The organism is Adhaeretor mobilis (assembly GCF_007741515.1).
Classification (GTDB): Bacteria; Planctomycetota; Planctomycetia; order Pirellulales; family Lacipirellulaceae; genus Adhaeretor; species Adhaeretor mobilis.
In genome coordinates this window covers 1,654,932-1,669,173 of the sequence record NZ_CP036263.1, presented here as the reverse complement: position 1 = coordinate 1,669,173, position 14,242 = coordinate 1,654,932, and the positions used below count along the sequence as shown (strand labels likewise).

Here is a 14,242-nt window from a genome sequence, read left to right as displayed (position 1 = left end):
TCTTAGATTACTTTTCTATTGGGCTTTTTCCCCACATATTCAATGATAGCAGTCGTGACTGCCAGCTCAATGTCTTGGGCACTGCTTCGGAGGAGTTTTCGCAAACCGAACTGGCGGCTCCTGGCAGAATCTCCTATTTATGCTGATCGCGCGGCCCCTACCCAGGTGGTCTGAGCGGACCTAGTTAAGAAGACCCAGAACCAAATCACATAAGCAACGACGAGAACATCATGGATGATGCGGTTGTCATCACAGGAATTGGCATGGTCACTGCCGTGGGCGAAACCCGCGAAGCCACTTGGCGGGCCGTCTGCAATGGCGAGAGCGGTGTGACCCCGCTCGACAACTTTCCTGGCATCCAGCCCGGCCGACTGCTGGGTGCGGTGGTTGAAAGCACACCACCGAACTGCCCGACGCAGCGAAACGTCCCCTTCGCACTACAAGCTGCCTCCGAGGCACTCGCTGATAGCGGCCTCAACCTACTGGAATACGATCGAGAGCGTCTCGGGACATCCGTCGCGGTGAATACGGGCGACATGCCGCTCAACGAAGCCACCCGCGTAGGCGTGCCCATCGAAGCGAGCCCAAACCAGTGGTGGAAGCAACTTCTCCCAAACACCACGGCCTACACGGTTGGCCAACACTTCGATTTTTGTGGACCAAGACTGTGCAATTCCACAGCCTGCGCAAGTGGCACCGTCGCCATTCTCCAAGGCACTCGCGCAATCCAAGATGGCCAATGCGACAAGATGCTCGTCGGCGGTTCCCAAGCAATCCATCCGTTGCTCGCAGCCGGCTTCGACAAGATGCGTGTGTTGGCCAAAGGCGATAACCCGACTCTCGCCTGTCGCCCCTTCGACGCCAATCGCACCGGCTTCGTCATGGGCGAAGGCGCCGCCATGATGGTGCTCGAACGCAAGACCGACGCCATCAATCGCGGCGCACAGATCTACGCGGAGGTCTCCGGCGGCGCGATCTGCGGCGATGCCCACCACGTGACCGATCTCAGCACGGACAGCACTACTTTCACCCACTTGCTGCGTGAAACCCTTCGCAAGTCAGGCCTGCATTCCAGCGACGTCGGCTACATCAACGCCCACGGCACGGGAACCAAGCAGAACGACATTATGGAAAGCCGCGGCATTCGCAATGCGTTCGATAACAGCGTGGGCGATCTTTGTGTGAGTTCCACCAAAGCCGTGCTGGGTCACTTGGTCAACGCTGCTGGTGCCGTAGAAACGGCGCTCACGGTGCTCGCCCTCCGCGACGGTTTTGCCCCGCCTACGATGAATCTCACGACTCCCGATCCCGAGTGCGATCTCGACTGCATTCCGCTCATCGGCCGCAAACGCCCCTTCGAACATGCGATGAAAACCAGCATCGCCTTCGGCGGGCACCTGGCTGCCATCGCGCTAAGACGCTACAGCGGCGCCAACGAACGCCAAGCACCGACGACCGTGCCTTTGCCGCTCGCGGCTTAGCCGTTGGAGGTTGGGTGAGGAATAGGACGCGGATAAACGCTGATTGGGCGGATGTTCGCGAATCAGATTCGGTGTGGAAAATTACAAACATGGGTATACCTGAAAGAGACTGGTTGATATTCAAATCAGGACTATTTCTCTATCACCAACCCGATGATCAGATCGATCAGTGGTTTGTCGGAGGTGATTGCGCTGGTTGGCTTTATGCTCGCCTGCTACCACAACCAAATATTCGAGCTGGGACCAGCCCAGTAATGGAGGATTGGGGGTGGTACTCTGCTCTACGCACATTTGATCTTAATGTGCGCGTGGCTTTACTAACTTACCCCTGGCCCGAACAGGAGCATTGTTGGGCTATCGGTTTGGAACCCAAACGCAAGTTCTTCCTGCGTAGTTCGAACTCTAAATTTCAGCAGGCCGTCACATGTATTGCTGATGGCTTGGACGCCATAGTTGAAGCTGACGAACGATTTGAGCACCTCGGTTGGTTTGCTCAAGATCCCTTTTTGACTGCGGCACGGCATTAACATCGGTAGCTATCCCCAAACATCCGCCCGATCCGCGTTCATCCGTGTCCCATTCCGAACACTATGGTCCGCACAGCGGCCCCTACTTCTCCCCCAGCGTTTTCTTCCGCCTCAGTAAATGATGGTAGTGCTGAGCAAAGCGGTGCGACTCGTCGCGGACGTATTGCAGCAGGCGTAACGCGAACGCATGACGGCTGATTTTTATCGGCTCGACCTTGCCCATCCGATACACCAATTCTTCCTTCTTGGCGAGCGACAGCAGCAGCGGCGGGGTGATGCCTTGGGCCTCGAACGCTTCGACGGCCTTCTTCAACTGCCCTTTGCCGCCGTCGATCAGTAGGATGTCCGGGAACACGTCCCCCTCGTCGCTCAGGCGTTTGAAGCGGCGACTGACCACTTCGTGGATGCTGGCGTAGTCGTCGATGCCGTCGACTTCGCGAATCTTGAACCGGCGATAGCCTGGCTTGAACGGCAAGCCATCGATGAATTGTACGAGGCTCGCCACAGTTTCCGTGCCGCCCAGGTGAGCGATGTCCACGCCCTCAATCGTGCGCGGCGTTTCGGGCAGCTTGAAAATCTTCTGCAGGCCAGCCAGTCCTTTCTTGGGATCAACATAGAACACTTCCGGCTGCTCGTGCTTCTCCAGATCGCCCCGATCGTGAATCGATGCGAGCATCTTCAGCTCATCACGCAGCCGGGCGGCTTGCTCGAAGCGTAGATTTTTTGACGCTTCCTCCATCTCGGCTCGCATCTCCTTGAGCAACGACTTCCCCTGGCCATCGAGAAACTTCCGCAGCCGTGTGATGTCTTTGCGGTACTCTTCCTTGCCAATTCGCAAGTTACACGGTGCGGTGCATTGCTTGATGGAAGCTAGCAAACAGGGGCGGAACCAGCGCCACTTTTCGTCGTTCTCTTCGATGTCGAGCGAGCAATTGCGGAACTGGAACACCCGCTGCAGCACTTGTACGGCCCCGCGTAATTGTCCCACGTTGGCAAACGGCCCATAGAGTTTCGCTGCTGTGTCGCGCGGTTCGCGTGTGATTTCCACTCGGGGGAAATCCTCATACGTAGTGATTTGCAAGTACGGAAAGCTCTTATCATCACGCAGATCGCGATTGAACTTCGGCTGGACGTCCTTTACGAGACGTGCCTCCATCAATAGGGCATCTACCTCGCTCTCCGCATCCATGAAATCGATGTCGTACGCTTCTTTAACGAGTTGCTCGGTGCGTTGATCCTGAGCTGCTGCCTTCAAGAAGTAACTACTCGCCCGCACCTTCAGGTTTTTCGCCTTGCCGACATACAGCACGCGGCCAGCTTGATCGAGGAACAAATAGCAGCCGGGAGTCGTGGGGAACTTCGTGCGCACCTTCTCCGCAGCGCGCAGGAAGAAGTCGCCTTGCGTTTTCGGCTCGGGCGACGCCGTTTCAGAGGTTGGCTCATCGGGCTCGGACATGCCATTCATCGTAGGCATGGTGGCGACGAGAGAGAAGGCTTATGAGGCCGGCGATAAGACAATTTGGGTCTCACGCAGAGACGCGGAGACAGCAGAGGAGGGAGTGCAATCTGCAAACAGAGAATTCCACAACGGCTCATGGATGTGCAAAAACGAATGAGCAAGAAACAACGCAACAACGAACTCTGCGCCTCCGCGTCTCTGCGCGAAACATGATTCCCAAAGCTCTTGATGCCCTCTGTGACTCTGTTGTTCCCAACGATCGAAGCGAGTCTACACCCCAGCGAACGCGCGCAGGTCCCTTTCGAACCCATCCAGCCGTTCTTCCAGTTGCCCTAGGGTGAGTTCCATATTCGCTAGCTGCTCGGCCGGCTCCCAGGCGAACATGTAGAGCTTAATTTTTGGCTCCGTACCGCTGGGGCGGATCGCGATGTAGTTCCCCTCGAGCTTCAAGTCGATGATAATGAGGTCGCCGGTCGGACCTTCCAACGGCTTACCGGCTTTGCCGGGAGTCGTCACCGTGCCGCTTAAATAGTCGCGCACCTGAGCGACCTCATTGCCAGCAATCTCGGCCGGCGGGTCGCTGCGGAAGCTCGCCATGACTTCTTTCATGCGGTCCATCCCTTCGCTGCCGGGCATCATGACGCTCACGGTTCGTTCCGCGTGGGCGCCGTGCTGCCAGAATAGGTCTTCCAACTTTTCGTGCAGCGTTTTCCCCTCGGCTTTCAGCTTCGCCGCCAATTCGCACAGCAGCAGGGCCGCCACGCCGCCATCTTTGTCGCGAACGTGCGTACCCGCCATATAGCCGTAGGATTCCTCGGTGCCGAGGATGTATTTCTCCGGCCCGCCCGCGTCGATGGCTCCGGCGATCCACTTGAAGCCCACCAGCAGGTTGTCGACGGTCTTCACTCCATAGCTGTCGCCAATGCGCTTCGTGAGTTGCGTGGTGACCAGCGTGATGATGTTGAAATGCTCGGGTGTGAGCGTGCCTGCTTTCTGGCGGACTTCCAAGCAATAGTCAGCCATGAGCGCGCCAATTTGGTTGCCTGTGAGAATGTTCCACTCTGAATCTTTGGCAGTCGTAAGCGGTGCGGAGCAACCAATGCGATCACAATCGGGATCGCTCGCTACGGCTAAATCGGCACCGACCTCCTTGCAATGTTCGACAATGGCATCGAACACAACGGGTCGCTCGGGGTTGGACACATGCCCAGGCACATTGGGGAAATCGCCACTCGGCTCGGCATGAGGACCGTAGACTTCTACGTCCTTGAAACCGGCTCGCTCTAACACGGGCACAACAGCTGTAGCGCCAACACCATGCAGCGGGGAATAGACCACCTTCAGGTCGCGCGGCCCATCGGTTGCCAGTTTCACGACGGCGGAAATATAGGCCTCATCGACTTCGTCCTGGCAAGTCTCGATACGCCCATCGGTAACCGCTTCGTCGAACGGCACACGCTCGATCTTGTCGACGCTCATGACCTTCTCGATGACTCCCTTATCATGGGGCGGCAACAATTGCCCACCAGTCGACCAGTAGGCTTTCACCGCGTTATCACTTGGCGGGTTGTGGCTGGCAGTAACCATAATGCCGCAGGAGCAGCTCTTGTAACGTACCAGGAACGAAAGCTCTGGCGTGCTGCGATGCCCCTCGAGGTAATAGACTTTGAAGCCGGCTGCGACCATGATCTCCGCACATAGCTTGGAGAACTCCACCGACCGGTGCCGCGTGTCGTAGGCGATGGCACAGGCTAGCTCTCCGTCACCTTCGCGATTGTTCTTTGTGTAGTCCGCTAAGCCTTGGGCACTCTCGCCAATCGTGCGCTCGTTGATCGCATTGCTGCCAAACTCATACATAGTGCCCCGTCGCCCACCCGTGCCGAACGGGATGATCGTCCAGAACACATCATCCAGCTTTTGCCACTTCCCGTCGGCCACGTGCTGGCAGATGGAATCCGCGTAGTCCGCATAGCGAGACTCCGTGAGCCAGACCTTGAGGTTTTCGAGTGCCGAGGCGGTGAGCTTGTCGTCAGCCACGGCCTTTTCAGCAGCGGCAAGGGCGTCTTGGACATTCATGCGTATTTGTTGTGTTTCGGGTAAGATGGTAGGAAGTCCGAGCCCCTAAAATAACCGATTTCCAGTAGGCTGGGCAGTGCTCGTAGGGTGCAGAAATGGAGCACCACGCACTCGATCGCAAAGTCAAGAATGAACCCCAAGAACGTGTTTATCGCTGCAGTAAGTAAGTGTGCCGAGCTCCCAGTGGCGGTTCGCAAGTCGGCAGCCACCGTCCAGGGGATTCGAACGTCGACTTTTGATGCAAGTTACTTGGAGTTCCTCGACACACAAATCGAACTCAATGCCCGTGGTGATCAGTGGAGCGACTGCTTGCGTCGTCGTCGGGAAGGACTGGCACCTTGGTGTGATGTCCCGCTGATCGATGGCACAATAGCCGTCGGTGTTGACGACTATACGGTTGAGGTAGATCCTCAGACCTACGAGGTGGTTTATTGGGAGAAGTACGAGGGCATGCGCGATTCCTAGTTTGGGTAGGGTGTGTGAGCGGAGCGAAACGCACCATGAGGACGGCTAGCTAACCAATTGGTGCGTTTCGCTCCGCTCACGCATCCTACAACCACAATGTGTAGATCATGAAACTGCTAATCCCCGTTATTGTTGCTGTCTCTCTTGCGGCTACTTCACAGGCCAAAGCTCCCCCCAATCGCGCCGCCCCACCCACCTGGTCGCGCGATGTGCTTGACGCGTTCTTCGATGACGTCCGTGACCACCTTGTCGGCGAGCGCCCTGCCCCGGCCAGCTCTACAAATACACAACTGGAAGTAACACCAGCAACCGATGGCGAGCAATCCGCCGGCGGTTTCGCCTGGTCGAAGCGGCTTTCTGCTGAAACGCTTTCGCAGGAAATCAAGCGCGTAGCGAATTCGCTCCGCACGCCGCTCTCCAACCCTAGCCGCTTCAAGTCGGGCGGCTTTCAGGAATGTCGGCAAGGCTTTGCACAATTGGCCGTGCTGTTTGGGATTCTCGCAGAGCACGACAAAAAGCCGCGCTGGCAAACCGAAGCCGCCGGCTTGCGCACGGCGTTTGCCAAGACGGCCGCGAATTGCAAAGTCGCGAACGACCAAAGCTATCGCGATGCGACCCTTCGCAAGCAAGACCTTGACGGGCTGCTACGTGGCGAGAAACCCATGGTCGAGGCTGAGGAACTGCAGCATTGGAGCGAGCTGGCTGATCGAGAACTTGTGATGCGCTGGATGGAGGCTTCCTTTGAGAAAGTCGGGCCGATGCTCGCCAATGAGAAGGCATTCAGCCGTGAGTCAGACAAGCTCCACCACGAGACCCAACTGCTTTCCGCCCTTGGCGAAATCATCCAACGTGAAGATTACGACTACTGGGACGACGATAGCTTCCTCGAATACGCACGAGCACTGCAAACCAGTGCCAGCGAAGTTTCCGAGGCGGCCGGCAGCGGCGATTACCAGCGGGCCCGCACCGCCGCCGGACGTATTGGGCAATCCTGCAGCCAGTGCCACGAGGATTACCGCGGGTGATTCAATCAAGCTCCTAATGCCGGTGAGGGAGCGTTAGCCGCCGACCTTGGTCGCCGCGGGGTCGGAACTCAGTCCGAGCGTCGAGCAAGCTCGGCGGCTAAGGTGGCCGGGAGAGCCTAGCCAACCCCTAAGGTGTTTCTATGAAACAACTTCCGACTCGAACCGATTTTCTCGGAATTTCTTCCCCATCTCAGCGAACCTTTCTGCCGAAGTAGGCGTCCATAGGGACGTGTCGGGCATTTACGGCCTTATGGGCCGCTCCCTGCAGTTAAGTTTCGCTTGACTGGGCGGTTATCGGCTGACACACTCATTGAAGTGAAGAAGCCCCATTCATTTGGGAACTACCGGCGAACCCTTTGTTTTTCCCGCGGCTACCAAGCCCCGGCAAAGGCCGCCATCTCTCTCGAACGGCGTTCACACGCACGAGGGTCATCATGCGTTTTGCAATCAACACACTCAGTAATCTTGGCACAAACAACGCTCGTCTGAGCGCCAAGCTGATTGTACGTTTGATTGCAAGCAAATGCGCAGACCTGCGTGCCTCGATCGAACGCCTCTCAGCACTGGTCGTGGTTGATCGGCTAGGGGTGCATTGGCACGCCCTAGCATGGCAACTCCAGGCGAAGATTACGGGCACGCCCGTGATTACGACGCCGGCGGGTGGCGTTTGTTCTGGTTGCGTATGTTATGCAACCGCCAAACGCCGGATGCAACGCTCGATAAAGCGTCGCGTCGTCGCCGGCTAAGCAAGCCGTTGAAGTCCCGTTTCATTAGAAACGCAATTTGACTTTGGCTTGCCTCGCTTCCGCGAGCTAAGACTGATCGCTGCACCGGATTGATTTACGTGCAGTTTAACGTTTACCGCGGACCCTTGCTGACCACTTCATGCCTTTTCCTATGCATCGCGCACGGAAAGGGCCAGTTTCGAGAGAACCATGGCTACCGCATTACTACAAGAAACACAGCTAGATTCAGATCAACAAGCTTTAGACTCCTTCGCTTTAACCGGCGCACAAGAAGACTTCGCGTTGTCGGCTCAAGTTCCTTTGACTGAGCTCGACACCGCTGAGCTCGTTGAGCTTGCCCAGCAGGACGACAACGCTGCCTTCAACGAACTGTTTACACGGTTTGAGCGCATGGTGTACGGCGTGTGCTGGGGGCGGCTACGCGACCACGCTGAGGTGCAGGAGGTTTCGCAAGAAGTCTTCATCAAGGCGTTCCAGAAGCTGTACCAACTACAGGAGCCGGCTGCCTTCGCTGGTTGGTTAAAGTCGATTGCCGTGCGGCAAGCGATCAACCGCAGCGTACGGCGTCCGCCATCGGTTGCCGTTGAGCCTCAGATGTTTGATAGCGTGGATGGAGAGTTTTCCGCTCCGCTTGATTCGCTGCTCGACGACGAACGCGTCGGCCAACTGCACGACGGCTTGGACCGACTTGCAAAACTCGATCGTAGCACGTTGGTGGCGTTCTACTTGAAAGGCCAATCGCTGTTGGAAATGAGCGACCAGTTCGCTGCCCCCTTGGGCACCATCAAGCGACGCCTACACGTAGCCCGCAAGCGGCTTGCGAAAGAGTTGGAGTTCTTGCAGGCGGTTTAGGATCGATTTTCCGAGGATGAGTTGTTCGATAGCGCGGCGTCGAGATGGTCTCTCCACCATCACGGCGTCGCGTTTTTTTGCTGCCTTTTCATGAGCCGACCAGGCTTCCCTACTGACCTCTAACACAGCCGCTTCGTGGTTAACTCCTCATCCGCCGAAGTACTTGTTGAAGATCGTTCGAGCTACGGCTGGATCGTCGGTTCCTGCGATGATGGCTCGACCGTCGGCGAAGAGAGTGATACGGTACTCGTCGATTTCCAACCTGAGCAGGAAGTCGTTCGCGGTGACTTTGCCAATTGAAGCTAGCTTCTCTGCCAAGGCAGGAAGCGAAGGCGCTTGCGAGGAACTTGCACTGATCTGTACGGCATTACGGCCGCACAAGGAGACGGTCGCACTACCGCGGCGGCCTTCCAGCCAGGGGAAATCTCGCTCGATGCAGGTTTGGCACTTAGGTGATTCCTCGCGTCGCGCAATTCCTACACTACGAATTTGGTTATTCCAAAGATCAACCACAGCTAGGCGACAGCTCACTGCGGCAACGTTCCCGCTGAGAATCTTCAGTGCTTCCATCGCTTCCCAGGCGGCAATGGTGTGAACGATTGGGTTGAGCACACCTGCCGTGTCGCAGGTGGGTTGGAGCTCAGCCGGCGGAGGTTCAGGGAGCAGGCAACTCAAGCAAGCGGTTTCGCCAGGTAAGATAGCCATCGTTTGGCCTTCCGCGCCGACGCAACCGCCGAATACCCAGGGCGTGCCGGTCGATACGGCATAGTCGTTCAGCAGGTAGCGCGTCTCGAAGTTGTCGGTGCCGTCTACAATGGCGTCACAGCCGTCAGCCAGTGTGGCAATGTTCTCCGTGGTGACATCCGCAACGTACGGTTCAATACTTACGGACGAATTGATCTGCCGGAGATGCTGGGCAGCTGCAATCGCTTTGGGAAGATTTGCGTCGACGTCTGCCTCGGTGTAGAGGACTTGCCGATGCAAGTTATCCAGTTCGAGGAAGTCGCGATCCACGATCCGAACTCGCCCGACACCAGCACGAACGAGTAATTCCGCAGCTACTGAGCCCAACGCACCGCAGCCGCAGACCAGGACAGTAGATTCCGCCAGACGCTGTTGCCCGGCTTCGCCTAACGGAGAGAAGTTCACCTGACGGCGGTATCGCCCTTTGCTAATCTCTCCAGTTGGATTGGTTGAGCCGCTCATCCGACGAAGTACCCCGCGAAGTCGAACTCGGGAGCTAGGCGGGCTTGTAAGGCGTCGCACTGCTGGCGAATGTCGGCGAGCGAGACGGTTTCTTCCAGTAACTGCCGCACCAGCACTGGCCGCCCACAATCACGCAGCCAGCTTGGTGGGCGCTCGCCCGGGTGTAGTTCTACAAGCACAGCGCTCGCCCAACTGGCTAGTGCTGTTTCGGTTGCATCCGCGCCAACAGCCTGAGCCAATTTCATTCCATTTAACGGACCAGGAGTTTGTGATCCATCGAGAACAGTGAATGTCACTGTTGGATACCAACTTAGCGGCGCTAGTCTTTGGCTGAGATCACCGTTCCACTCACGAAGATCTACAATCAAGGGAATTCCGGCTTCACTCGCTTCTCTCAGGAAGCCTCCTTCATGTTTCTGCGTCATGGCGGCTATGCCAGTTTCGCGCGCCGCTGACACATCGAAGGTTTCAACTGCGCCACCACGTAGCACCGTACGGCGTCCTTCGAGTCTCAATTGCCCAGCAAAGCACTCCCAGCGATTCAGGCCAAGCGAATGCTGAAGAGTCTGCGAGCTTCCATCGGCTAGCTCGACGGTTAACTCAAGATCGTAGTAAAAAGGCAACTGCGGTGACCAATAGCAGGGATCAGTCACAAGCAGCTCGATGAACTTACTCTTGGAATCAAGTCCTCGCTCTTTGACCGAAAACATCGATGGCAACGTTTTTGCAAAGCGACATCGCGGGCCGCGCATAGAACCCGCAATGGCGACGATATCATTTTCGGGCAGACGATTCAGGCGTACGATCGCCTGCGAGTCGGTCGCCTCACGAGTTTCCACACTAAATAGTTCGCCGATGTTCATTCATCATCACCTTCAGCTGCCTCAGCAGCCTCGCGCGCATCCTCGGCGGCAGCTTGCTCGGCAGCTTCGGCCGTTTGTTTTAAAGCGGCGGCCAAGTAGCGGGCTGTGATGGAGTTTTCCTGACGTGCCAGGTCTTCTGGCGGGCCCGTCGCCACAATTTGCCCTCCCTCCTCAGCTGCGCCTGGCCCCATGTCGATCAAGTAATCGGCTGCTTGCATCACGAGCATGTGGTGCTCGACCACAATGAGCGAGTGGCCCATATCGGTGAGCGACTGGAAACAGTCGAGCAACTGCATGACGTCTGAATTGTGTAGTCCCGCGGTTGGCTCGTCCATGATAAACAGCGTGCGTCCCCGCTTGGCAGCAGAAACATAGTTCGCCAGCTTTAGTCGTTGAGCTTCGCCACCAGAGAGCGTGTTAGCTGCTTGACCAAGGCGCAGGTAATCTAACCCCACGTCAATAAGACACTTCAAACGCGTGAGAATCTTCTTTTGGCCACGGAAAAACGTGAATGCTTCACGCACCGAAAGATCAAGCACATCGGCGATGCTCAGGCCGCGGTATTTGACTTCCAAGACTTCACGGCGGTATCGCTGGCCTTGGCAATCGGCACAGCGCATGAACACGTCCGCCATCAGTTGCATATCAACTTGAGTATGGCCGTCTCCTTGGCACGTAGGGCAGCGTCCGCCATCGACATTGAAGCTGAAGTGCCCCGCCTTGAAACCTGCGGCTTTTGCGTCAGTCGTCGCGGCAAACAGCGTGCGAATGGGGTCGAATGCTTTCACGTAGGTAATGGGGTTGGATCGCGGTGTGCGACCGATGGGAGTCTGATCCACCAAAATGCAATCGTCGATTTGGCTTACGCCTACGAGATCGTCGAAGTCGGCAGGACGTCGAACATCGCTCTTCCCTGCATCGATTTGCAACGCCACTGCCAAGGCCGGGTAGAGCGTGCTACCTACCAGCGTGCTCTTACCCGCTCCGCTGACTCCCGTAACCGCACACAGCATCCCGAGCGGGAAATCGACCGTAATATTCTGCAAGTTGTTGCCACGCGCTCCAGAGAGCTTCAGCCATCCTTGGTTGGTTGCCCTCCGCTGAGCCGGCAAACGCAAGTAGCGCCGACCAGTGAGCCAATCTCCTAGTCGGCTTTCGGGCGTGTTGACCAAACCATCGGGCTCGCCTTGATAGATCACTTTGCCACCGAACTCGCCGGCACCGGGGCCCAATTCGACAACTTCATCAGCCGATTGAATGAGCGTGACATTGTGTTCGACCAGCGCGACCGTGTTGCCGCGATCTCGCAGTGCAGCGACCGCGTCTACGAGTCGTGGCAAGTCGGCGGCATGCAAACCGGCTGAGGGTTCGTCGAGCACATAGAGCATGCCCGTGAGGTTGGAACCCAGCGCGGAAGTCAGCGCCACCCGTTGTGCTTCGCCACCCGAAAGCGAACGCAGTGGGCGGGAGAGCGAAAGATGCCCGAGGCCGATCTTGTCGAGATAGGCGAGTCGGTCGCCCACCTGACTGAGCAACAAGCGCCCAACGGCACGTTGCGCTTCCTTCAGTGCAGCCGTTTCCATCCAGCGCCGGCTCACCTCGACAGGCATATCCACCACTTCGGCAAGGCTCTTACCAGCGATTTTTACAGCGAGCGCTGCGGGGTTTAGCCTCGCCCCATCGCATTTCGTGCAAGGGTAATAGCTGCGCCAGCGGCTCAAGAATACGCGGATGTGCATTTTATACTTACGCCGCTCCAGCCAAGCGACGAAGCCTCTCAGCCCGCCGAAATCTCGCTCCGGGACCCCTTGGTGAATCAGCTCAAGATGCTTCGGCAGAAGTTCTGCGAATGGCACGTCTAACGGCAGGTCATAGTCGTCTGCCAGCGCGATAAGCTCCTCAAGCTCGTGCTTGTAGGACGGCGTGTTCCACGGGGCGATGGCCCCATCTCGGAGCGACTTCGATGGGTCGGGCACCACCAAGCTCATATCGAGCTCGGTCACGTTGCCAAATCCTTCGCACTCCGGGCAGGCACCGAGCGGATTGTTATAGTTGAACAACTGCGGCTGCAGGTCGGGATAATCAATCTCACACGTTTCGCAACGCAGTCGGCGACTAAAGACATGTCGCTGCCAAGTTGCGCCAGCCAACTCCACCACCCGCTTGCCACTATATTCTTCATCGTTTTCTTCATCTTGGCCGCTCAGATTCTTATGTCCCTCTACTTGCGACCAAACGACTGCAATCCCTCGCCCTGCTTCCATGGCGCTTTCGAGGGAATCATGCAGCCGATCGTGCGTTTGACTGCCAGCGGTGATCCGATCGACGACAATTTCCAGCGAGGTTGCATCGCCGAGCTGATTCGCCAAACTTGTCGACAGCTCGCCAAGTTGGTCCTCTAGGACCACGCGGCGATATCCGAGTGATATCAAATCAGTGAGCCATTCCTCGTTGTTGCGTTCCGTACCACGTTGAGAAATGAATCCGACCATCGCTCGCGTCCCATCCGGCAACGACGTGAGCGATTGTGCTGCGAGGTCGGCCGAAGTGCTTTCCACTTTCTGATGGCATTGGTAGCAAACGATCTCACCAATGCGGGCAAAGAGTAGCTGCAGGTGCTCGTTGATTTGCGTAGCGCTGCCAACCGTGGCACGACTGGAACGGCTGACGGACTTGCGAGTCACGGCAATCGAGGGAGGAATGCCTTCAATGCTTTCCGCTTCAGGCTTGTCGAGTTGTTCGAGGAACTGCCTCGTGTAGGCTGAGAAGCTTTCGATATAGCGGCGTTGCCCTTCCGCATAAAGCGTATCGAGGGCGAGGCTCGACTTGCCACTGCCGCTCACGCCACAGAATGCGATGAGCTTGCGATGGGGTAGATCGAGGTCCACGTGCCGCAGATTGTGCACTTCCACCCCCCGCAAGCGGATTTCGTCCGTCGCGGCGGGCTCGGAACGAGCAACAGAGTCAAGCGATTGATCAGGAGTGGCGGTCGACATGGCGGATTCGTCAAGGCAAGGCCGAGGCTGGCGGACCTGGCGCAAACAGACCAGCTTACCGCGCCGGGGGGTAAGGTGCTACAATGCTGGCTTATCTGGTCGAGAGAACTGAAAAGTCAGAACATGCCATTCCGAAAGGAGTCGAACGACTGAGGAAGCCAGCCTCGGTACTAGTCCGAGCGGGCAGCTTCGACGGGTTGGCTCGCTCGGAATGACAAAAAGCAAGCCCATGCCCCGCAAGAAACCACTCAATCCGTTTTATCTCGCTCTTATCCCAGTCGGCACGGTGTTCGTGGTGACGGCATTCATCTACGGATACATGGCTTTTCAGATGGTCAATGCGGCAGCTGATGCGGCTAAGCAGGCAGCGCACCCGCTGTTTGCGTGGATGCGGGCCCACGGCAACACACTACTGCTGGTCGAACTGGCAGTGCTGGCAGTGCTGACGTTCGGGGCGATGGCACTGGAGAGTCGGCAAGATCGTAAGGACGAGTGAGAAAGTAAGCCGGAACGAGTGGAGCGAGTTCCGGCGGATCCCCATTGGGC

The 14,242-nt window shown here is 57.2% G+C and carries 12 protein-coding genes; 7 read left to right on the top strand and 5 right to left on the bottom strand.

Translation table 11 applies throughout. The annotated features are described in order from the left end of the window. The first annotated feature begins 230 nt into the window (after positions 1–230). Both HG15A2_RS06540 and HG15A2_RS06535 read left to right on the top strand, forming a co-directional pair. Entirely contained in the window at positions 231–1,481 is a 1,251-nt protein-coding gene (locus HG15A2_RS06540; protein ID WP_145059002.1) for a beta-ketoacyl-[acyl-carrier-protein] synthase family protein, read from the top strand. Between the two features lie 71 nt (positions 1,482–1,552). Continuing rightward, on the top strand, positions 1,553–2,008 hold the full coding sequence (locus HG15A2_RS06535; RefSeq protein ID WP_145059000.1) for a hypothetical protein: 456 nt from the start codon (positions 1,553–1,555) through the stop codon (positions 2,006–2,008). Positions 2,009–2,090: 82 nt separating this feature from the next. Here HG15A2_RS06535 and HG15A2_RS06530 read toward each other — a convergent pair whose 3' ends face one another. Further along, positions 2,091–3,482 (bottom strand): UvrB/UvrC motif-containing protein, encoded by a 1,392-nt coding sequence (locus tag HG15A2_RS06530; protein ID WP_246117897.1) that lies wholly within the window; start codon positions 3,480–3,482, stop codon positions 2,091–2,093. 255 nt (positions 3,483–3,737) lie between these two features. Further along, positions 3,738–5,543: a phospho-sugar mutase gene (locus tag HG15A2_RS06525; RefSeq protein WP_145058998.1), complete on the bottom strand. Its 1,806-nt coding sequence runs from the start codon at positions 5,541–5,543 to the stop codon at positions 3,738–3,740. A gap of 129 nt (positions 5,544–5,672) precedes the next feature. Here HG15A2_RS06525 and HG15A2_RS06520 point away from each other — a divergent pair, with 129 nt between their 5' ends. From HG15A2_RS06520 to HG15A2_RS06505, 4 genes are all read left to right on the top strand, one after another. Then, positions 5,673–6,008: a hypothetical protein gene (locus HG15A2_RS06520; RefSeq protein WP_145058996.1), complete on the top strand. Its 336-nt coding sequence runs from the start codon at positions 5,673–5,675 to the stop codon at positions 6,006–6,008. A gap of 107 nt (positions 6,009–6,115) precedes the next feature. Then, positions 6,116–7,033 (top strand): cytochrome c, encoded by a 918-nt coding sequence (locus tag HG15A2_RS06515; protein ID WP_145058994.1) that lies wholly within the window; start codon positions 6,116–6,118, stop codon positions 7,031–7,033. A gap of 434 nt (positions 7,034–7,467) precedes the next feature. Further along, on the top strand, positions 7,468–7,779 hold the full coding sequence (locus HG15A2_RS06510; protein WP_145058992.1) for a hypothetical protein: 312 nt from the start codon (positions 7,468–7,470) through the stop codon (positions 7,777–7,779). Positions 7,780–7,968: 189 nt separating this feature from the next. After that, positions 7,969–8,631 carry an RNA polymerase sigma factor gene (locus tag HG15A2_RS06505; protein ID WP_145058990.1) on the top strand — a complete coding sequence of 221 codons (663 nt, stop codon included), beginning with the start codon at positions 7,969–7,971 and terminating at the stop codon, positions 8,629–8,631. A 147-nt stretch (positions 8,632–8,778) separates the two neighbouring features. Here HG15A2_RS06505 and HG15A2_RS06500 read toward each other — a convergent pair whose 3' ends face one another. The 3 genes from HG15A2_RS06500 to uvrA are packed head-to-tail and all read right to left on the bottom strand — an operon-like array spanning position 8,779 to position 13,696. After that, positions 8,779–9,837, bottom strand: a complete 1,059-nt coding sequence (locus tag HG15A2_RS06500) for a ThiF family adenylyltransferase (RefSeq protein ID WP_145058988.1) — start codon at positions 9,835–9,837, stop codon at positions 8,779–8,781. Further along, positions 9,834–10,700 carry a hypothetical protein gene (locus tag HG15A2_RS06495; protein WP_145058986.1) on the bottom strand — a complete coding sequence of 289 codons (867 nt, stop codon included), beginning with the start codon at positions 10,698–10,700 and terminating at the stop codon, positions 9,834–9,836. Before HG15A2_RS06495 ends, HG15A2_RS06500 begins: the two co-directional genes overlap by 4 nt. Further along, positions 10,697–13,696 (bottom strand): excinuclease ABC subunit UvrA, encoded by a 3,000-nt coding sequence (uvrA, locus tag HG15A2_RS06490; protein ID WP_145058984.1) that lies wholly within the window; start codon positions 13,694–13,696, stop codon positions 10,697–10,699. The genes HG15A2_RS06495 and uvrA overlap by 4 nt, the downstream gene beginning before the upstream one ends. A gap of 229 nt (positions 13,697–13,925) precedes the next feature. On the opposite strand from uvrA, the gene HG15A2_RS06485 reads away from it, so the two are divergent. Beyond that, positions 13,926–14,192: a hypothetical protein gene (locus tag HG15A2_RS06485; RefSeq protein WP_145058982.1), complete on the top strand. Its 267-nt coding sequence runs from the start codon at positions 13,926–13,928 to the stop codon at positions 14,190–14,192. Positions 14,193–14,242: the final 50 nt, after the last annotated feature.